The organism is Mycobacterium sp. MS1601, from assembly GCF_001984215.1.
Lineage (GTDB): Bacteria > Actinomycetota > Actinomycetes > Mycobacteriales > Mycobacteriaceae > Mycobacterium.
In genome coordinates this window covers 1555508-1574728 of sequence record NZ_CP019420.1, presented here as the reverse complement: position 1 = coordinate 1574728, position 19221 = coordinate 1555508, and the positions used below count along the sequence as shown (strand labels likewise).

20 protein-coding genes, 1 pseudogene and 1 riboswitch are annotated in these 19221 nt (G+C 68.3%); of the genes and pseudogenes, 10 read left to right on the top strand and 11 right to left on the bottom strand.

Features of this window, described 5'->3' with window-relative positions:
• Window positions 1-68 precede the first annotated feature (68 nt).
• From BVC93_RS07670 to BVC93_RS07660, 3 genes are all read left to right on the top strand, one after another.
• On the top strand, window positions 69-1061 hold the full coding sequence (locus tag BVC93_RS07670) for an LLM class F420-dependent oxidoreductase (RefSeq protein ID WP_083736644.1): 993 nt from the start codon (window positions 69-71) through the stop codon (window positions 1059-1061).
• A gap of 41 nt (window positions 1062-1102) precedes the next feature.
• The gene (locus BVC93_RS07665) at window positions 1103-1576 is read left to right on the top strand and encodes a VOC family protein (protein WP_083736643.1); all 474 of its coding nucleotides are present in this window, start codon (window positions 1103-1105) and stop codon (window positions 1574-1576) included.
• 65 nt (window positions 1577-1641) lie between these two features.
• The gene (locus BVC93_RS07660) at window positions 1642-2997 is read left to right on the top strand and encodes an MFS transporter (protein ID WP_083736642.1); all 1356 of its coding nucleotides are present in this window, start codon (window positions 1642-1644) and stop codon (window positions 2995-2997) included.
• Here the strand turns inward: BVC93_RS07660 and BVC93_RS07655 are convergent.
• The gene (locus tag BVC93_RS07655) at window positions 2987-3595 is read right to left on the bottom strand and encodes a TetR/AcrR family transcriptional regulator (protein WP_083736641.1); all 609 of its coding nucleotides are present in this window, start codon (window positions 3593-3595) and stop codon (window positions 2987-2989) included. The genes BVC93_RS07660 and BVC93_RS07655 overlap by 11 nt on opposite strands.
• Window positions 3596-3632: 37 nt before the next feature.
• Here BVC93_RS07655 and BVC93_RS07650 point away from each other — a divergent pair, with 37 nt between their 5' ends.
• Window positions 3633-4712 carry a DUF2855 family protein gene (locus BVC93_RS07650; protein WP_083736640.1) on the top strand — a complete coding sequence of 360 codons (1080 nt, stop codon included), beginning with the start codon at window positions 3633-3635 and terminating at the stop codon, window positions 4710-4712.
• Window positions 4713-4731: 19 nt separating this feature from the next.
• On the opposite strand, the gene BVC93_RS07645 is transcribed toward BVC93_RS07650, so the two are convergent.
• The 6 genes from BVC93_RS07645 to BVC93_RS07620 form a co-directional block, all read right to left on the bottom strand.
• Window positions 4732-5187, bottom strand: a complete 456-nt coding sequence (locus BVC93_RS07645) for a GreA/GreB family elongation factor (RefSeq protein ID WP_083736639.1) — start codon at window positions 5185-5187, stop codon at window positions 4732-4734.
• A gap of 92 nt (window positions 5188-5279) precedes the next feature.
• Window positions 5280-6533, bottom strand: coding sequence for an NAD(P)/FAD-dependent oxidoreductase (locus BVC93_RS07640; RefSeq protein ID WP_083736638.1), 1254 nt, complete (start codon window positions 6531-6533; stop codon window positions 5280-5282).
• Between the two features lie 84 nt (window positions 6534-6617).
• On the bottom strand, window positions 6618-8156 hold the full coding sequence (locus tag BVC93_RS07635; protein WP_083736637.1) for a PucR family transcriptional regulator: 1539 nt from the start codon (window positions 8154-8156) through the stop codon (window positions 6618-6620).
• A gap of 12 nt (window positions 8157-8168) precedes the next feature.
• Window positions 8169-8519, bottom strand: a complete 351-nt coding sequence (locus tag BVC93_RS07630) for a VOC family protein (protein ID WP_083736636.1) — start codon at window positions 8517-8519, stop codon at window positions 8169-8171.
• Window positions 8516-10165 (bottom strand): DNA repair helicase XPB, encoded by a 1650-nt coding sequence (locus BVC93_RS07625; protein WP_083736635.1) that lies wholly within the window; start codon window positions 10163-10165, stop codon window positions 8516-8518. Before BVC93_RS07625 ends, BVC93_RS07630 begins: the two co-directional genes overlap by 4 nt.
• 64 nt (window positions 10166-10229) lie before the next feature.
• On the bottom strand, window positions 10230-12503 hold the full coding sequence (locus tag BVC93_RS07620) for a helicase-associated domain-containing protein (RefSeq protein WP_083736634.1): 2274 nt from the start codon (window positions 12501-12503) through the stop codon (window positions 10230-10232).
• A gap of 56 nt (window positions 12504-12559) precedes the next feature.
• On the opposite strand from BVC93_RS07620, the gene BVC93_RS07615 reads away from it, so the two are divergent.
• The 4 genes from BVC93_RS07615 to BVC93_RS07600 all read left to right on the top strand — a co-directional run bounded on the left by BVC93_RS07615 (window position 12560) and on the right by BVC93_RS07600 (window position 14134).
• Complete coding sequence (locus BVC93_RS07615; protein WP_083736633.1) at window positions 12560-12748, top strand: hypothetical protein; 189 nt, start codon at window positions 12560-12562, stop codon at window positions 12746-12748.
• 62 nt (window positions 12749-12810) lie between these two features.
• A complete protein-coding gene (gene moaC, locus BVC93_RS07610; protein ID WP_157517189.1) occupies window positions 12811-13236 on the top strand; it encodes a cyclic pyranopterin monophosphate synthase MoaC in 426 nt (141 codons plus the stop codon).
• On the top strand, window positions 13233-13712 hold the full coding sequence (locus tag BVC93_RS07605) for a MogA/MoaB family molybdenum cofactor biosynthesis protein (RefSeq protein WP_083736631.1): 480 nt from the start codon (window positions 13233-13235) through the stop codon (window positions 13710-13712). The genes moaC and BVC93_RS07605 overlap by 4 nt, the downstream gene beginning before the upstream one ends.
• On the top strand, window positions 13709-14134 hold the full coding sequence (locus BVC93_RS07600) for a molybdenum cofactor biosynthesis protein MoaE (protein ID WP_083736630.1): 426 nt from the start codon (window positions 13709-13711) through the stop codon (window positions 14132-14134). Before BVC93_RS07605 ends, BVC93_RS07600 begins: the two co-directional genes overlap by 4 nt.
• Before the next feature lie 75 nt (window positions 14135-14209).
• Here the strand turns inward: BVC93_RS07600 and BVC93_RS34575 are convergent.
• The 4 genes and pseudogenes from BVC93_RS34575 to BVC93_RS07580 form a co-directional block, all read right to left on the bottom strand.
• Window positions 14210-15387, bottom strand: a pseudogene (locus tag BVC93_RS34575) (transglycosylase family protein).
• 9 nt (window positions 15388-15396) lie between these two features.
• Window positions 15397-15576: riboswitch (cyclic di-AMP (ydaO/yuaA leader) on the bottom strand.
• Between the two features lie 251 nt (window positions 15577-15827).
• The gene (locus BVC93_RS07590) at window positions 15828-16070 is read right to left on the bottom strand and encodes a MoaD/ThiS family protein (protein WP_083740884.1); all 243 of its coding nucleotides are present in this window, start codon (window positions 16068-16070) and stop codon (window positions 15828-15830) included.
• A gap of 1 nt (window position 16071) precedes the next feature.
• Window positions 16072-17127 carry a GTP 3',8-cyclase MoaA gene (gene moaA, locus BVC93_RS07585; RefSeq protein ID WP_083736629.1) on the bottom strand — a complete coding sequence of 352 codons (1056 nt, stop codon included), beginning with the start codon at window positions 17125-17127 and terminating at the stop codon, window positions 16072-16074.
• Window positions 17124-17528: a YccF domain-containing protein gene (locus BVC93_RS07580; protein ID WP_083736628.1), complete on the bottom strand. Its 405-nt coding sequence runs from the start codon at window positions 17526-17528 to the stop codon at window positions 17124-17126. Before BVC93_RS07580 ends, moaA begins: the two co-directional genes overlap by 4 nt.
• A gap of 142 nt (window positions 17529-17670) precedes the next feature.
• On the opposite strand from BVC93_RS07580, the gene BVC93_RS07575 reads away from it, so the two are divergent.
• Both BVC93_RS07575 and BVC93_RS07570 read left to right on the top strand, forming a co-directional pair.
• Complete coding sequence (locus tag BVC93_RS07575) at window positions 17671-18084, top strand: cold-shock protein (protein ID WP_083736627.1); 414 nt, start codon at window positions 17671-17673, stop codon at window positions 18082-18084.
• Between the two features lie 29 nt (window positions 18085-18113).
• Window positions 18114-19115, top strand: a complete 1002-nt coding sequence (locus tag BVC93_RS07570) for a glutathione S-transferase family protein (RefSeq protein WP_083736626.1) — start codon at window positions 18114-18116, stop codon at window positions 19113-19115.
• Window positions 19116-19221 lie beyond the last annotated feature (106 nt).

Here is a 19221-nt window from a genome sequence, read left to right as displayed (position 1 = left end):
CAGGCCGTGTAACGCAGTGAACTCCCGATTACTTGCCGTGCCCCGTCCTCGGGCTAGAGTCGGGTGCCATGCGCTTCGGATTGTTCATCCCGCAAGGCTGGCGTCTGGATCTGGTCGGAATCGACCCCGCAGAGCAGTGGGCGGTGATGAACGGGCTTGCCACCTATGCCGACAACACCCAGGCGTGGGACTCGCTGTGGGTGTACGACCACTTCCACACCGTGCCGGTGCCCAGCAGCGAAGCCACCCACGAGGCGTGGTCGCTGATGTCGGCGTACGCCGCCACGACCTCGCGGATCAAGCTGGGCCAGATGTGCACGGCCATGAGCTACCGCAACCCCGTCTACCTGGCCAAAGTGGCTGCCACCGCCGACATCATCTCGGGCGGACGGGTCCAGATGGGCATCGGTGGTGGCTGGTACGAACACGAATGGCGCGCCTACGGCTACGGCTTCCCGTCCGCAGGTGTACGGCTTGCCCGGCTCGACGAGGGCGTGCAGATCATGCGCGAGGCCTGGCGCGACGGCGTGGTCAACTTCGACGGCAAGCACTACCAGGTGGACGGCGCGATCGTGGCACCCAAGCCCCTGCAGGACGACGGCATCCCGCTGTGGATCGCCGGCGGCGGTGAGAAGGTGACGTTGCGCATCGCCGCCCAGTACGCGCAGTACACCAACTTTGCCTCGACCCCGGACGTCTTCAAGAACAAGTCGGAGATCCTGGCCGGACACTGCCGCGAGGTCGGCACCGACTTCGACGCCATCGTGCGGTCCTCCAACGTCAACGTCGTACTCGGGACCTCGGAATTCGATGTCTCCGACCGACTCGAACGCATCCGGTCCCGGATCTCCGGCGTGGCGGGGGAGGCTGCCACCGACGCCATGATCGCCTCGATGAGCGGCCCCGGCACCGGCGCGGGCACCGTCGAGCAGGTCACCGAGACGCTGCAGAATCTGCGCGGCCTGGGCTGCGAGTACGTCATCTGCTACTTCCCGGAGGCGGCCTATGACCGCTCCGGTATCGAGATGTTCGAGCGGGAGGTCATCCCCGCCCTGCAGTGACGCCTCGATGACTTCCGGCCACGGGTGCAGTCGGTACCGGCATGACAACAATCACCCCCTGCCTATGGTTCGACTACACCCTCGAAGAAGCCATCGAGTTCTACACCTCGGTGTTCCCCAACTCCTCGGTGGAGTCTCTGGTCCGCTACACCGAGGCCGGGCCCGGGAAACCCGGTGATGTCTGTTACGGCGCCTTCGTGCTCGACGGCAACCGTTTTCTGGGGATCAACGGTGGGCCGGAGTTCCGCTTCACCGAAGCTGTGTCGTTCGAGATCCGCTGCGCTGACCAGGACGAAGTCGACTACTACTGGGCCAAGCTGACCGACGGCGGTGAGGAATCGCAGTGCGGTTGGCTCAAGGACCGGTTCGGGCTGAGCTGGCAGGTGGTGCCGCAACGGCTCTACGAGCTGATCGAGAATGCCGACCCGGCCGTCGCCGCCGCGGCCACCAGGGCGATGCTGGAGATGCGCAAGATCGTGATCGCCGATCTGGAAGCGGCCGTCGCGACGATGTGACCCGAACGCACCCGTGATGTCAAGATGCCTTGTTGACCCACTGAGCTAACAAGGACGAGTTGCTTATGAGCAGGACCGACGAGAACCTCGTCGCAGGGGTGCCGCGCAGCCGCATCGTGGTGGCGTCGATGGTGGGCACCACCATCGAGTTCTTCGATTTCTACATCTACGCCACCGCGGCGGTATCGGTGTTCCCGCACCTGTTCTTCCCCAAAGGCGACGGCACTGCAGCCCTGCTGGCCTCGCTGGCGACGTTCGGGTTGGCGTTCGTCGCCCGGCCGGTGGGATCTGTCCTGTTCGGCCACTTCGGCGACCGGGTGGGACGCAAGGCGACGCTGGTCGGCTCGCTGCTGACGATGGGGATCGCGACATTCGCCATCGGGTTGCTGCCCACCTACGCCCAGGTGGGCGTGCTGGCGCCGGCGCTGCTGGCCGTCATGCGCTTTGCCCAGGGCCTGGCACTCGGCGGGGAATGGAGCGGTGCGGCACTGCTGGCCACCGAGACCGCCAGACCGGGCAAACGCGCGTGGGCGGCGATGTGGCCCCAGCTGGGTGCCCCGTTCGGCTTCCTGCTGGCCAACGGGCTATTCCTGATACTGATCATCGCCCTGGGGCACAGCAACACCGAACCGGACCTGGACGGTGCGTTCCTGACCTGGGGCTGGCGGGTGCCGTTCCTGCTGTCGGCGATCATGGTGGCCATCGGTCTGTACGTTCGGCTGAAGCTGACCGAGACGCCGGTGTTCGCCCGCGCCGTGGAACGCGGCGAACGTGTCAAGACACCCCTGGCCGAGGTGTTCCGCGGTAGCTGGCGGCAGCTGATCATCGGGACCTTCGTCATGCTGGCCACCTACACGCTGTTCTACATCGTGACCACTTGGGCGTTGAGCTACGGCACCGGCAAGCGCCCGCCCGACGGCAGCGGACTGGGCTTCGGGTACGTGGATTTCCTGTACCTGCAACTGATCTCGGTGCTGTTCTTCGCCGGGGCGTTGCCGATCTCGGGTCTGCTGGCCGACAAGTTCGGTCGCCGTCGGACCCTACTGGTGATCACCGCGGGCATCATCGTCTTCGGCGGCTGCTTCGGGATGCTGCTCAGTTCGCGCACCGAAGGCATGACGCTGCTGTTCCTGGTGGTCGGTATGACCCTCATGGGTCTGACGTTCGCGCCGATGAGTGCGGTGCTGCCGGAGCTGTTCCCGACCAACGTCCGCTACACCGGATCCGGTATCTCCTACAACCTCTCCAGCATCCTCGGCGCGGCCGTGGCCCCGTTCATCGCCACCTACCTGGCCACCACCTACAGCGTCGGATGGGTGGGGGTCTACCTGGCGTCGGCGGCGGCGCTGACGTTCATCGCCCTTCTCGTGATGCCCGAGACCAAGGACACCAGCCTGGACGAGGTCGCCACTACGGCGTGACCGCCAGGTGGTGGCGCACCAGCGCCAGGCATTCTGCTCTCAGCCGTTCGTGCATCGCCGGGTCGGGGGTCAGCATCAACTGCAGCATCGTCCCGCGCAGCATGCCGACCAGGAGATACGCGAACGCCGTCGCGTCGACGTCCGCGCGGATGTCGCCTGCGGTGATGCCGTCGGTGACCGCGGTGGTGATGAGGTCGCGAAACCACTGGTCGCGCTCGAGGTAGACCTCGCGGACGTTGACGTCGTTGGCGGCCGCCTCACCCCACATCAGCAGGAACGCGCGGGTGACCCCGGCGATGCCTTCGGCGGGCAGCGCCAGATAGCTCCTGGTGAGCTCGAGGATCCACTGCAGGCCGCTGGCCTCCGGTGGGACGGTCACCAGAATCTGGGCGTGCTCGACGGCGCGACGCAGTAGTTCCTTCTTGGAACCGAACTGGTGGTTGACGATCCCGCGGCTGTAGCCGGCGGTGGTGCCCACCTGCGCTGTCGACATCGCCCGGGATCCCGACTCGGCGATGAGCGCCAGCGCAGCTTCCAGCAGGCGGTGCTCGGTCTCGGCGCGGCGCTGCTGCTGGGTGCGGGGGCGGTGACCGGTCATCGCAACATGCTATGTGAATAGCAAGTAAGGTCGAAGCATGACTGCGGAAGACCTGCCCGTGTCCGTTCTCGAAGTCGAACGCGCCGCCGCGTTCGACCACACCCGGATCGTGTCCGACCATCTGCCCGACGCTCCCGACGCCGTGGTTCTGGAGGTGCAGCGTTTCAGCCTGGCCACCAACAACCTGGGCTATGTGATGCTCGGTGACATCCTGCGCTCCTGGGACGCCTACCCGTCACCGTCGCCGGGCTGGGGGCGGGTGCCGGTCTGGGGCGCCGCCCGCGTGGTGTCCGCGCCGAGCGCGGTCGCCGAGGCCGGGGCGGTGGTGACCGGTTACCTGCCGATGGCCACCCACACCGCGCTGCGAGCCACCGCCGTACCCGAGGGGTTGCTGGCCGTCGATCAGCCCCGAGCCGGCATGCTGCCCATCTACCGCCGGCTGACCGCGGCGCCGCCGGTGCTGGCGCAGTGGGACGACCACCAGATCGACGTCGACACCGTGCTGCTGGCCGTCTTCCCGTTCGCCACCCTGTTGGCCCGCGACCTGGGGTACGCGGACCGGGTGGTGCTGTCCAGCGCGTCCAGCAGGTCGGCGGCGGCGCTGGCCCGGCTGCTGAGCGCCACGGGCACCCACGTCACCGGCCTCACCAGTGCGCGCCACCGCACCGCCGTGGAGTCGTTCGGGGTGTACGAGCAGGTGCTGAGCTACGACAACATCGCCGCGCTGCCGACCGCGGGTGAGGTCGTCTACGTCGACCTGGCCGGTGCGGCCGAGGTGAGCGCCGCGGTGCGAGACCGCCTGGGATCGGGCCTGGCGGCCACGGTGATCGTCGGCGGCACCCACCTGCGCACATGGTCGGCCGACGGTCGCCATGACCCCACGGTGTCGGTGTTCAACACCGGTGACCGCGAACAGGAACTGGCCGCCGAGATAGGCCAGGACGCCATCGAGCAGCTCTACCCCGCGGCCCGCACGGACCTCAACGGGTGGGCGTCGCAGTGGTTGCAGGTACGCACCCTGGCCGGTCTGGACGCCGCTGACCAGACCTGGCGCGACATTGCCGCCGGACGCTCAGATCCCCTGTCGGCGGTGGTGATCCGGCCGGGCCTGACGTAGGGGAGTGCGTATCGGTGGATCAGCGCATGTGCATCCCGTACGGCACCGACTTCACCAGCGTCACCTCCATCGCGGCGCCGCTGGGCACGTGATACACGCGGCGGTCACCCGGGCGGGCACCCACCAGTGCGGCGCCCAGCGGTGAGGTGACGGAGTAGACCTCCAGATCGCCGTATTCGACACCCCCGACGCCGAGCAGGAACGTCTCGGTCTCGCCGGTGTCGGCGAAGCGCACCGTCAGGACCATCCCCGGTTCGGCGACACCGTCGTCGGGCGGATCCTCTCCCACAACGGCATTGAGCAGAAGGTCGTGGATGCGCTGGATCCGGGAGCGGCGGGCATGCTCGACGGCCACCGCATTGGCGTCATCGTCATCCCTGCGCTCGGTGCTGCCCAGGCTGTTGAGCAGATCCAGCTCGGCCATCAGCCGGCTGTGCGCTTGTGTGGTCAGCCAACTCGGCTGCGCTGTGGTCATGGGTCTCTCCCAAAAGTTGTCCGAAACAGGAAAATCGCCGTCAGGGGCGGGTCGGTACGCCGCCCCTGACGACTCGGTACAGGCCGGTGAATTCAGCGCAGCGGATCGACGGCATCCAGTGCCGCACTGCGCTTTCCGGTGGTGATCAGCTCAGCCAGCAAACGACCGGTGGCCGGACCGTGCGCCAGCCCCCACATGCCGTGCCCGCCGGCGACGAACAGGCCGGGCTGCACCGCGCCGATGAGTGGGCGTCCGTCGGAGGTGACCGGTCGAGGGCCCACCCAGACATCGCTACGCCGATCCCAGTCCACACCGTCAAGCAGCGGGGACGCGGACTCGACGATGGCACGGACACGCGCCGCCACCGGCGGTGCGTCCGGGTCGCGGAACTCCATGGTGCCTGCCACCCGCAACGCACCCTGGTACGGCGTGCACGCCACCCGTGCTTCGGGCAGATAGATCGGCCCCGGCGCCGGACGGTCGACGGGCACGGTGAACGAGTATCCGCGTCCGGCGCGAACCGGGGTGCGCACCCATCGGCCGGCCAGTTTCGAGAGCCAGGCGCCGGTGGCCAGGACGACGGCGTCGGCCAGGCGTGGAGGCTCGCCCCGGAGGAACACCTGGACGCCATGCGGGCCCGGGCGCACATCGGTGACCTCACCGGTGGCGATCACGACACCCCGCGCCGCGACAGCCCGGCCCAAGGCGTGGGTGAATCGGCCCGGATCCACGAAGCGCTGATGCTCGACGCTCACACCCACCGCGGCTGCCGAGGATGCCAGCGGCGCCTGATCGCGCAGTTCGGCCCCTGACAACATGCGGTACTCGAGCTCCTGGCCGGCGCGTTGCAGCGCGCGCAGCTCGGCGTCGAGATGTGCGGCTTGGCGGGTGTCGCCGAACACCGCGGTGATGGGGCCGTCAGTGGTCGGCACGTCCACCCCGTTGCCGGTCAGCACATCGAATGCCTCGAGGCATTCCCGGTTGAACGGCAGGTTGGCCGCCACCGCCCGCTGCCACGACGAGCGGCGGCAGTTCATGGCGAAGCGGATCAGAAACGACCACAACTTCGGATCGACTGTCGGTGGAATATGCAGGGGCGCAGCGGGATTCACCAGGGATCGCAGACCGTAGGCCAGTACCGCCGGCTCATTGAGTGGAATCGTCAGCGCCGGCGACACCCATCCGGCATTGCCCCAGGATGCGCCCGCGGCTACGCCGGTGCGATCCACCACCGTCACCTCGACACCACGCTCGGCAAGAAACCACGCAGTGGACAGGCCAACGATGCCCGCCCCCACGACAAGCACCGATCGCGGCACGCCGTCGATCCCAACGCCGCCGGCCATCAGGTCACCTCCGTCGAATGAGCTACTCCTATCGATAGTGGCCCGCGGAGTGGCACCGGGTGTTGGACAGGGCGAACAAAATCCCTACAACTGATTGTCCTCTGCGGACAAGGTGTCGGCGGCAGCCAATTCCACCGTCATGGCGAAACGCTTGCGAGCATCGGTGAGATCGAGTTCGGTGGCCTCGGCCATCTTGCGCATCCGGTAACGCACGGTGTTGTCGTGGACCCCCAAGCTCGCCGCCGCCGCATGCAGGTCACCCTGCGCGGCCAGCCAGGCGCGCAGGGTGGCCACATATTGCGTGGCGTGCAACTGGTCGTGACGGCGCAGATCACTCACCGGGCCACGTTGCGGAGTGCGGCCCAGGCGTGCCGCGATGGTGAGACGCTGCAGCACGATCTCGTCCCAGGACTCGTCATAGGCGGGCGGATCTCCCGCCGCGCCGCGGCGCAGCTCGTGCATCGCCAGGCACTCGTCCGCCTCGTCGCGGGCCACGGGCAACTCCAACACCGTCGCCGCACCGCTGATCCCCGCGTGCACAACCGACTCCGCGGGCAACGCGGCCCGCACGTCGTCGACCCAGCGGCGGGCAGCGACGGCCGAATCGCCGGGCAAGATGGTGTAGACCGTGCTGGCCGCGAGCGCGCTGCGGCCCGGCCGCGACCAACCGAAACCTGTGGTGGCACGCTCGAACGTCATGAGAAGCGCCGCGTGCAGTTCCTCGCCCACGCGTGCGCGCAACCCGATAACCCGTAAACCGGACGCCGGCAACGCCAGCTTGCTCACCGCGGTGGGTGCGTCCACGGTGCCCTCGAGCAGCCCGATCACCAGATCGGATTCCACCTGACGCTCCAAGTCCGCGCTGGCTCGCGAGCGCAGCAGATGCAGCGCCACCGTCCTGGCGCCGTCGGTGAGCGCCTGCAGTCGCTCGCCCACCAATTCGGTGGGGCTGGCCACCCACAGCGAGCCCAGCACCTCCCGGCCGGCCCGCGCGGCCACCACCATGCGCCCCGACAATCCGTCGGCGGGTGCGGGCGCAAGGAACAGCGGCTGATCGGAGGAGGCCAGGTGCCGGATCACCCCGCGCTCGGCCAACAGCTCACGCAGCCGCTGCGGAACCTCCCGGCCCAGGATGGTTTCGGCGCGCGCGTTGTCGGCGTGCTGCTGCATCCGGGAGTAGGCCAGCACCCGGCCCACGCGGTCCTCGATGGTCACTGCACCACCCACCGCGTCGGCGAGACTGTCCGACAGGGCGAACAGATCGGTGGGGCCCCGGCCGGACTCGGTTTCCCTGCCCTCGAGCACCAGCCCGAACACCACGGCGGCGACCTCGCTCCACGAGACGTCACCGGCGACAGTCAAGATGGCGATGTCCGCGGTGGGCTCGACCTGTTCACCCCAGGCGTCGTCGCGGACCAGCAGCACCGAGGCGCGCGCCTTGCGAGCCCAGTCCAGCGCGTCGTCGAGGCAGTGCGCCCCGACCCCCAGCAGCACGTCGCCCACCACGTCGCGGTCCTCGCGCAGAACCACCGATCGCAATTCCGTCGACCGCTCAATTGCGCATGCCCGCAAACTGAACCCGTAGCCGCCGAGCACGTTGACGAGCCGGTCCAAGGTCACCATGGACGCCCTGGCTCAGTCGCGGTGGCTCAGGACGTTGACGACGTTGCCGCACGGGTCGGCGAAGAAGAACCGCCGCACTCCCCACTGCTCGTCGCTGAGGGGATGCAGGATCGGCAGCCCGGCGGCCACCGCCTGTTCGTAGGCGGCGTCTACGTCGTCGACTTCCACTGATACCGACGGATTGACCTGCGCTGTTTGGTCTTTGGTCATCAGGCTGAGCTGATGCCGATTGTCGGCACCGGCCAGCGTGGCGATCCAGCCGTGGTTCATCACCACGTTCAGGCCGAGGACGCTGCTGTGTGCGCTGACCGCAGAATCGAGGTCCGGGACCGTCAGCACCGGCACAACGCGCACCACGGTCATATGGCGGGACCCAGCAGGTCGTCGGCGTCCTTGATCACGTAGCCGTAGCCCTGCTCGGCCAGGAACCGCTGCCGGTGCGCGGCGTACTCGGCGTCGAGGCTGTCGCGGGCCACCACGCTGTAGAACACCGCGCCACCGCCGTCGGCCTTGGGTCGCAACAGCCGGCCCAGCCGCTGCGCCTCTTCCTGGCGTGAGCCGAATGTCCCCGACACCTGCACGGCCACCGATGCTTCCGGAAGATCGATGGAGAAGTTGGCCACCTTGGACACCACCAGCGTGCGGATCTCGCCGCGGCGGAACTGGTCGAAGAGCACCTCACGTTCGGCGTTCTTGGTGGCGCCCTGGATCACCGGCGCATCGAGTTCGGCGCCCAGCTCGTCGAGTTGGTCGAGATAGGCGCCGATGACCAGCGTCTGCTCCTTGGGGTGCTGCGCCAGAATGGACTTCACCACCGCCATCTTGGAACGTGCTGTGGCACAGAGTTTGTAGCGATCTTCCGGCTCGGCCACCGCGTAGAGCATGCGCTCGTTGTCGGTCATGGTGACCCGGACCTCGATGCACTCCGCCGGGGCGATCCAGCCCTGGGCCTCGATGTCCTTCCACGGCGCGTCGTACCGCTTGGGTCCGATGAGCGAGAACACGTCACCCTCGCGGCCGTCCTCACGGATCAGGGTGGCCGTCAGCCCGAGGCGGCGACGTGACTGCAGATCGGCCGTCATCCGGAACACCGGGGCGGGCAGCAGGTGCACCTCGTCGTAGATGATCAGGCCCCAGTCGCGGCTGTCGAACAGCTCCAGGTGTTTGTACTCGCCCTTGGTGCGGCGGGTGATCACCTGATACGTCGCAATGGTGACCGGCCGGATCTCTTTGCGTTCGCCGGAGTACTCGCCGATCTCCTCTTCGGTCAGCGAGGTGCGGGCGATCAGCTCTCGCTTCCACTGCCGACCGGCGACGGTGTTGGTGACCAGGATCAGCGTGGTGGCGCCGGCCTTGGCCATGGCAGCCGCACCCACCATCGTCTTGCCCGCGCCGCACGGGAGCACCACCACCCCGGAGCCACCAGCCCAGAACGACTCGGCGGCCATCTCCTGGTAGTCGCGTAGGTGCCAACCGTCCTGGTCCAGCGCGATGGGATGCGCCTCGCCGTTGACGTAACCGGCCAGGTCCTCAGCGGGCCAGCCGATCTTCAAGAGGATCTGCTTGATGTGCCCACGCTCGCTGGGATGCACGATCACGGTGTCGGGGTCGATGCGCGCGCCCAGCATCGGGGCGATTTTCTTGTTGCGCAGGACCTCCTCGAGCACCGCCCGATCCAGGCTGACCAGAACCAGTCCGTGGACCGGGCTCTTGACCAGCTGCAACCTGCCGTAGCGGGCCATGGTGTCGACGATGTCGACCAACAGCGGCTGTGGCACCGCAAAGCGCGAGAAGCTCACCAGGGCGTCGACCACCTGCTCGGCGTCGTGGCCCGCAGCCCGGGCGTTCCACAACGCCAGCGGGGTGATGCGGTAGGTGTGGATGTGCTCTGGGGCACGTTCCAACTCGGCGAACGGGGCGATGGCGGCGCGCGCCGCGCCGGCCTGCTCGTGGTCGACCTCGAGCAACACGGTCTTGTCGGACTGAACGATCAGGGGTCCGTCGGTCATGCGCCCCTCCCTTCTGTGTGCCGCATCGTGGCGTCGTGGTCAACGCTGGGCACCCGCCCATTATTCAGTCGTCCACCGACATCACCGTCGTCACGCGGTGAACCGCGAAGTCACGCACCCTGCCGGAGGCCGGATCGAAGGCCATCAGCTGCCCGCCGCGCACCGAGATCGGCGACACCACCCGCTGCGTCGCCACCCCCGCCGCGTCGATGTAGCCGATCACCACTGACTCCTGCCGGTGGGCGGCCTGCTGTAGCAGAGCCATGGCCCGCGTCGGGTCCACACGCTCGCCGGTGGAACCGGGCAGCGGCAGGGCCACCACTTTGCGCAGCACCGCGACGACGGCGCCCAGGGTATCCCGGTTGGGAGCGCTGGGCAGCGGCCGGAAGAAGCGCCGATGTTGCGGCGTGGGCACCCGCGAGCCCCGGGAGCGCAGGTCCACGATGGCCCCGGAGGCGTCCTCGGCGGCAGGGGCCAGCCCGGCCTGGCGCAACACCGCCAGCACGTCGGCGATGGACGCCTGCGACACCGCCACCGTGGGGGCCACCTGCCGCAGTTCCAGTTGCGCGGCGCCGGGCAGCGCGATGGCCTGGGCCAGCAGCGAAGGATCCTCGCAGCGGATGAACGAGGACGCCATCCCGATGCGCAGCTGACCGTGCCGCCGGGCGACGTCGTCGATGAGGTACGTCAACCCCTGCGGGACAGGTGTTTTGGAGTGCTTCTTGAAGAACGACTGCAGGGCGGCAGCGGAGCGGCCGGTGTCCAGGGCCCGCCGGATGGACTGCTCGCCGACCCGGTAGACCATGGCCGCACCCGCCGACTCCACCGTTGCGACCACGGCCAGTTCCTCGGCGAGGTCGCGTTCCAGCGGGCCGGGGACCACCACGGTCAGGTCCGCCTGCACCAGGAAGTAGTCGATGGGCGGTGGCAGCACCTTGTTCATCGCGACCACGGCCGCGTCGCCGGCATCCTCGCGGGTGGTGTCGATCAGCACGCGGCTGGGCGAGGTGATGGCGCCGCGGCCGAGAATTCCCAGCGCGTGCGCTTCCTCGAGCAGCTGGCCGACGGGTTCGGGCTGTAGCCGCACCGACCACCGGGGCCGACGCCAGATCAGGGCCCGCGACGCCGACGCGGCGTCCACTCCTGCTCCCTTCGGCATCCCGGTCAGCACAGTCAACAGCAGCCGACGATCCAGCGGAGCGGCCGTCGAGTACAGCGCATCCGACAGGGCTGCGTACGGCTTGCCGTCGGGGCCGCGGTGGCCGATGAGGCTGGGCCGGGAGGGCAGCGTGAGCCAGGTGGTGGCGATCAGTTCCCAGCGCTCGGCCAAGGGGGATTCGGTGAACCGGTCGGCGCCGACGGTGGGCGCCCAGTACGGTCCGGCGCCGTCCTCGGGGTCGGGGTCGGGCATGCCGCTGGCGATCAGTCCGGACGCCGCCGTGACCTCCAGCAGCAGACCGAGCCGCGGCTCGGCGATGCCGGTGAGCTTGGTGAGCCGCTTCATGTCGCGGACCCCGAGCCCGCCACTGCGCAGCTCGGGGATGGGGGTGGCACCGAGGGTTTCGATCAGCACGTCGATATCGCGCATCAGGTCGATGACGGCGCCCGCGGCCACGGCGTCGATGTCCTTGACGGTGTTGGTGGACACGGTGGGTTCCGGCGCGACGAGGTGCACCGGTCCGGTTTCTTCGCCGCGCATCACCTGGCCGACCTGGCGCGGCAGGATCACCGTCTCGTCGTCGACCTGGCGCAGCAGTCCGGAGGCCAGCAGCCGCGGTACCGGACGATCGGCGGGAGCGCCCGGCGCGGCGTCGCGGGTGCGCCCCACGGGAGAGCCGTCGAGCAGCCGGTCCAACAGGTCGCGCTGCGGGGCGTCGAGCCCGTCGAGCAGTTCGGTGATCTGAGCCGACGTCCGCGCGGGATCCTCGAGGATGACCTGGCCCGGGTACCACGGCAGACCGGCTGCCGCCTCGGCCGATACCCGGACCGACGCGTCGCCCCACGCCAGGGCGCGGTCCTTGAGGTCGTCGAGGGCCTCGATCACGGTGGCCTCGGGCGCCCGGTCCTCGACCAGTTCCACCAGCTTGGACAGCGGTACCGGTTCGGTGTCGGCATGCAGCACCAGCAGCGCATCCAGCACTGCGAGGCGCAGGAAGTCGAGCTCGTCGGTGGCAGCCTTCACCGACTGGCGGGCTTGTGCGCGCGCAGCGAGAGCCGAGATGCTGCCGGGCGGCGGTTGGGCGAGATCCGGCCGCAACTCGAGCAGCCGGATCAGCCGCTCGTCCGGTAGCTCGGCCAGCCAGGCGCCGAGCGGTACGCCTGGGGAGTGCTTGGTCATCGTTGACCAGCGTAAAACAGGTTCTCGTGCGCGCCATCCGTCCATCACCTGACACAATGGCCCTCGTGGCTGACAAGAAGAACTACGTCGACAACGGCTGGCCCGAGGTGGGACCCGACGACCACGCGGTCAGCGAGCTGGTCTCCGACCGCACGGGATCTCTCTCACCCTTTGGTGACCTGGTCTTTCCGCTTCCTTTGTCGGAAATTCCGTACGTCCACCCGGTCACCGTCGTCAACCGGTAGCGGTGGCACGCGGCACGGGTTCCAACCCGCTGTCGCACCTCGATGACCGGGGTGCGGCGCACATGGTCGACGTCTCGGACAAGTCGACCACCAAACGGATAGCTGTCGCGGCGGGCACGCTGCGCACCACCGCGGAGGTGGTGGGGCTGATCTCCTCGGGCGGCCTGCCCAAAGGTGACGCGCTGGCGACGGCGCGGGTGGCGGGCATCCTGGCGGCCAAACGCACCAGTGATCTGATTCCGTTGTGCCATCACCTGGCGCTCACCGGGGTGGACATCGAATTCGACGTCGGCGCCGAGCACATCGACATCACCGCCACCGTCAAGACCACCGACCGCACCGGCGTCGAGATGGAAGCGCTGACTGCCGTCAGTGTCGCCGCTCTCACGGTCTACGACATGATCAAGGCCGTGGACCCGGCGGGCAGCATCCACGACGTGCGGGTGCTCAGCAAGACCGGCGGGCGCACCGGGACCTGGACCCGATGACGCGTACCGCGTCGGTGGTGATCGCCTCCACGCGGGCCTCGGCCGGAGTGTACGAGGACCGCACCGGGCCACTTATCTCAGAATGGCTTGTACAACAAGGCTTTTCGGTGCCTGAGATCAAGGTTGTCCCCGACGGTGATCCGGTCGGCGCCGCCCTGCGGGCCGCGGTGGCCGACGGCGCCGACCTGGTGATCACCTCCGGCGGCACCGGTATCTCGCCCACCGATGCCACCCCGGCACAAACCCGTGCGGTGCTGGACTACGAGATTCCCGGTCTGGCCGACGCGATCCGGCGTTCGGGTCTGCCGAAGGTGCCCACGTCGGTGCTCTCCCGTGGCCTTTGCGGTGTGGCGGGCACGACGTTGATCGTCAACCTGCCCGGGTCGCCCGGTGGTGTGCGCGACGGCCTCGGGGTGCTGGCCGATGTGGTGCACCACGCGCTGGATCAGCTTGCCGGAGAGGATCATTCGCAATGACTGTGGTGCTGCGTGCGGGCCTGACGAAGGCGCCCATCTCGCTGACCGAACACGAGGACTTGGTGGCACACGTCGCTGCGGGCGCGGTGGTGGGCTTTGCCGGTGTGGTCCGCGACCATGACGGCGGACGCGGGGTGCTGCGGCTCGAGTATTCGGCACACCCCACTGCCGAACAGACCATAAGCGACGTGCTGAACGAGATCGCCGCCGGTGCGGTGGGAGTCCGGGCCATCGCCGCCAGTCACCGGGTCGGTCCACTGGCCATCGGTGACGCGGCGCTGGTGGTGGCGGTGGCGGCCGACCATCGCAAGGCCGCCTTCGACACCTGCGCGCTGCTGGTCGACGTCATCAAGGACCGGCTGCCGGTGTGGAAGCACCAGTTCTTCGGTGACGGCACCGACGAGTGGGTCAACAGCGCCTAGAACACCCCGACCACACGGCCCCAGTAACACGTCGAGACTGCACACTGTGCAGTCTCGACGTGTATTCGGGTCTTGTCAGGCGGGCGGCAGTGGTGCCGGGGGCGGCACCGGAGCGGCCGGATCGACCGGCAGCGGAGCCGGTGCAGCCGGGATGGGTGCCCCCGGGGGCGGGGGAACGGCTGCCGGAGCGGGGCCGGAGGTCATCGGTCGCTGAGCCAGCGCGAGCAGCATGTCGCCGCCGCTGATCTCCTGCGTCTGGACCGCGTGCCACAGTTCCTTGAGGTAGCCCACGTTGGCGCTCTCCTGGGGACCGACCGGGAGTTCGGTGGCACCGGGAGGCAGGTTCTCCGGGCTGGGCAGGTGCGGTGTCTCGGCCGGGGCGGCAGCGACGATCGGTGCCGACGGGTCCGGAGCAGGGACCGGTGCCAGGGGATCCGGAGCGGGCGCGGCAACCGGGGCCGGGGCGGGCGGCAGCGGAGCCGGGGGAACCGGAGCCGGAGGCGCGGGAGGCGGCGGCAGCGGGGCGGGCTCGGCGGGCATCGGGACGGGAGCCTGTGGCAGCGGGGCATCCATCGACCACGTTTGTGGTGCGGCGGCCGGATCGGCGAAAGTCCAGTCGCCGGCTGGGGCCGGAGCGGCCAGGGAGGCGTCGACCACCACAGCGGTCGGATCGGCCGGAGGCGCGGGCGGCGGCGGAAGCAGCGGGGCCGGCGGCAGGACCTCAGGCGCGGGAGCCGGGGCGAACGCCACCGGAGCGACCTCGGGAGCGGGGGCGGGGGCGGCAGCAGGTCCGGCGCCGGGGGCGGCGGAGGCAGCGGCACACCGTTGAGGCCGGCTGCATCCAGCGGCGCGTTCATCGGTGCGGGCTCGGCGACGACGTTGCGCGGGGTGGCGCCGGACAGGCCCCGTCCGCACACAGGCCATGCGCCCTTGCCCTGGCTGGCGAGCACACGCTCAGCGACTGCGATCTGCTCTTCCTTGGTGGCCAGGTGCGCCGACGGCGCGAATTCGCCACCGCCGTGACCTGACCACGTGCTGGGAGAGAACTGCAGGCCGCCCTGATAGCCGTTGCCGGTGTTGATGGCCCAGTTTCCGCCGGACTCACAGCTGGCGACGGTGTCCCATTCGGCGTCCGGTGCGGCGTTGGCCTGACCGGCCAGCGCGATTCCGGCACCGCCGAGCACAGCGCCGGTGAAGGCGACTTTCGCTACCTGGGTGGCCGATGTAGTGGGCTTGCGATGCCGTCCACTCATAGGTCGGTGTTGTCCTCTCTGTGGCGCCTGCGAGGTCAGCTGTCGGGTTCGGGCTGGAGAGGTTGCCCGGCCGATCCCAGTTCCACGAACTGTTCTCGGCTTCACCCCGAGGAATCGCGGACGATTCCTGGTCCTTCGGTGGACCGGTGGGTCCCCCGCCTCCATCCAGTGGTTTGTCGGATCCCGCCTCACATGGATGGAGCTAGGCGCAACGAGGAGGGATGAGCCTGCCGCTGGGAAGAGCTCGGCTGGCCTGGGAGTGAACGGTAGTGGCTTCAAACGTGTGCGTCACCTTGGCTCTGTCCTGGCGTTTTGCGGCCGGGCAAAGTCTAAGAAGGCTCTAAAACGCCACGACGGGAACGTGTTTTCCCAGGTCCGAAATGGTGTCTATTCCCTCGTAGCCAGCTCGTTATCGGATTGTTATGTGATGTAAATCACGGTCATCCGCCGGCGAATGGGGGTAACACGTCCAGCGTTTGTCCCGATTCGATCACGGTTGCGGTATCGCGGATCGCAATGTTGTCACAAAGGTATGAACACCGCTGCAGCACCCGGTCCAGCTGCTTGTCACGCAGAGCGAGGATCTGGATCACATCGGCGACCGTCGTTCCCGCCGCCACCTTCAGCGTCTCCTCCTCGGTACCCGCTGCGGCGCGGGCCGCGGCGAAGTACCGCACTGTCACCTCAGCCACCGATGGAACTCATCGGGCGCGCGGGCTGGACGAAGTCGGGGTCGTTGATACCGTGCCCGGCTGCTTTGCTCCACATCGCGGCGCGCCAGGCGGACTCGATGGCGTCGTCGTCGGCGCCACCGCGCAGCAGCAGGCGCAGGTCGGTCTCGTCGGTGGCGAACAAGCAGTTACGCACCTGGCCGTCGGCCGTCAGGCGGGTGCGGTCACAGGCGGAGCAGAAGGCCTCCGAGACCGAGGCGATGACGCCGACGGTCGCCGGGCCCCCGTCAACCTGCCAGAGCTCGGCCGGAGCCGACCCGCGTGGACGGGGATCAGGGGACAGGACGAAGTGACTGCGCAGAATCGTCAGGATCTCGGCGGCGCTGAGAATCTCGCCTCGCTTCCACTGATGACCGGCGTCCAGCGGCATCTGCTCGATGATCCGCAGTTGGTATCCGTGCTCCAGGCAGTACCTCAGCAGGTCCACGACATCACCGCGGCCGGTCACCGGGTCCAGTACCGCATTGACCTTGACGGGGCCCAAGCCGGCTGCCTCGGCGGCTGCCAGGCCGGCCAGTACGTCGTCGAGCCGGTCGCGCCGGGTGATGGCGGCGAAGTGGGCGGCGTCGACGCTGTCCAGGGAGACGTTGACACGGTTCAAGCCGGCACGGGCCAAGCCCGCTGCGCGTTTGTGCAGTCCCAGCCCGTTTGTGGTCATCGCCATCTCGGGCCGCGGGCGCATCGCGGCCGTTGCTGCCACCACCTCTTCCAGATGGGGTATCAGCAGCGGCTCGCCGCCGGTGAAGCGCACCATCGTGATGCCCAGCCGGGTGACCGCGATGCGCAGCAGTCGAATCAGCTCCTCGGGGCTGAGCATCTGGGTGCGCGGCATCCAGTCCAGGCCCTCGGCAGGCATGCAATAGGTACAGCGCAGATTGCAGCGGTCGGTCAGCGACACCCGCAGGTCGGTCGCGACGCGGCCGAAGGTGTCGACCAGAGGACCCGCACTGGGAGCAGCGCTTGTGGGAGGCCGCTGTATAGAAGGAAGGCCCAGGGCGGTGACCGTCACCGGAGTGCCTCCGCAACGGCACGGTCCTGGCCGACCGGCACAATGTCTTTGCCCAGCGGCATCAGCGAGACCGGGATCAACTTCAGGTTCGCGATTGCCAAGGGGATGCCGATGATGGTGATCGCCATGGCCACCGCGGTGATGAGGTGCCCGATCGCCAGCCAGATGCCGGCCACGATGATCCAGATGATGTTGCCGATCAGGGCGCCGGGACGGGTGCCCGGTTTGTCCACGATGGTGCGGCCGAACGGCCACAGTGCATAGGACGCGATTCGCAGCGATGCGAAACCGAACGGAATGGTGATGATCAGGACAAAACAGATCAGTGCGGCCAACAGGTAGCCCAGTGCAAGCCAGAGGCCACCGAAGATCAGCCAGATCACATTCAATATCAGGCGCATCGCTCCTCCAGAGGTACGGCCAGCCTACCGAGTAACGGGGATGCTGGCGGAGCCGGCGGCCGAGTAGGATCACCTGTCATTGCGTCCTGCGCAGGCGGGACGCTTCCTTATGTTGCCAAGACTTGACAAGCAGGTGAGACCAGTGCCGACCGGCAAGGTGAAGTGGTACGACGCCGAGAAGGGCTTCGGCTTCCTCTCCCAGGAAGAAGGAGAGGACGTCTATGTCCGCTCCTCGGCGCTGCCCGCAGGCGTGGAAGGTCTCAAGGCCGGCCAGAAGGTCGAGTTCGGTGTCGCCGCCGGCCGGCGCGGCCCGCAGGCCCTTCAGGTCAAGCTGCTGGAAGCGCCGCCCAGTCTGTCGCGTACCCGGCGGGAGTCGGCGGGTCCTGTCGAGCACAAGCACACCCCTGACGAGCTCCACGGCATGGTCAACGATCTGATCACCTTGCTGGAGGGCACGGTCCAGCCGGAGCTGCGCAAGGGCAAGTACCCGGATCGCAAGGTGGCCCGTCGGGTTTCCGAGGTGGTCAAGGCCGTCGCCCGCGAACTCGACGCGTAAACGCGCGTCCGGTCGGGCAATCTAGGCGCATGGCTTACGTCGCCCAGGGCAGCGAATTCAACCGGGACACCAACTACATCACCACCCGCATCACGGCCGACGGCCGTGACGGCTATCCCGTGGAGCCGGGCCGGTACCGGCTGATCGTGGCGCGGGCCTGCCCGTGGGCCAACCGCATGATCATCGTGCGGCGCCTACTCGGGCTCGAGGACGTGATGTCCATCGGCTTCTGCGGACCCACGCACGACGAGCGCAGCTGGACGTTCGACCTGGACCCGGGCGGCGTCGACCCGGTACTGAAGATCCCGCGGCTGCAGGACGCGTACTTCGCCCGGTTCCCGGACTACCCGAAGGGCATCACCGTGCCTGCCATCGTCGAGGTGGCCACGGGGCAGGTGGTCACCAACGACTTCGCGCAGATGACGTTGGATCTGTCCACGGAATGGACGGCCTATCACCGCCCCGGCGCCCCTGTGTTGTACCCCGAGGAACTGCGCGACGAGATCGACGTGGTGGCCAAGCGGATCTACACCGAAGTGAACAACGGCGTGTACCGGTGCGGTTTCGCCGGTTCACAGGATGCCTATGACGCCGCCTACGACCGGCTGTTCACCACCTTGGACTGGCTGGAGGACCGCCTCTCGACGCAGCGATACCTGGTGGGTGACACCATCACCGAGGCCGACGTGCGGCTGTTCACCACGCTGGCGCGCTTCGATCCGGTCTACCACGGGCATTTCAAATGCAACCGCACCAAGCTGTCCGAGATGCCGGTGCTGTGGGCGTACGCACGAGATCTGTTCCAGACGCCGGGATTCGGCGACACCACCGATTTTGTGCAGATCAAGCAGCACTACTACATGGTGCACACCGACATCAACCCCACCCGGGTGGTGCCCAAGGGGCCGGAGCTGGCCAACTGGCTGACCCCGCACGGGCGGGAGTCGTTGGGCGGCAGGCCTTTCGGCGACGGCACCCCGCCGGGTACGACGCCGCCGGGTGAACAGGTGCCGTTGGGACACGGGGCCTAGCGGCTGAGGGACGAAGCCGTGCAGGAGACCGTGGCCAGAAGGCAGGGACACGGGGCCTAGCGGCTGAGGGACGAAGCCGTGCAGGAGACCGTGGCCAGAAGGTAGG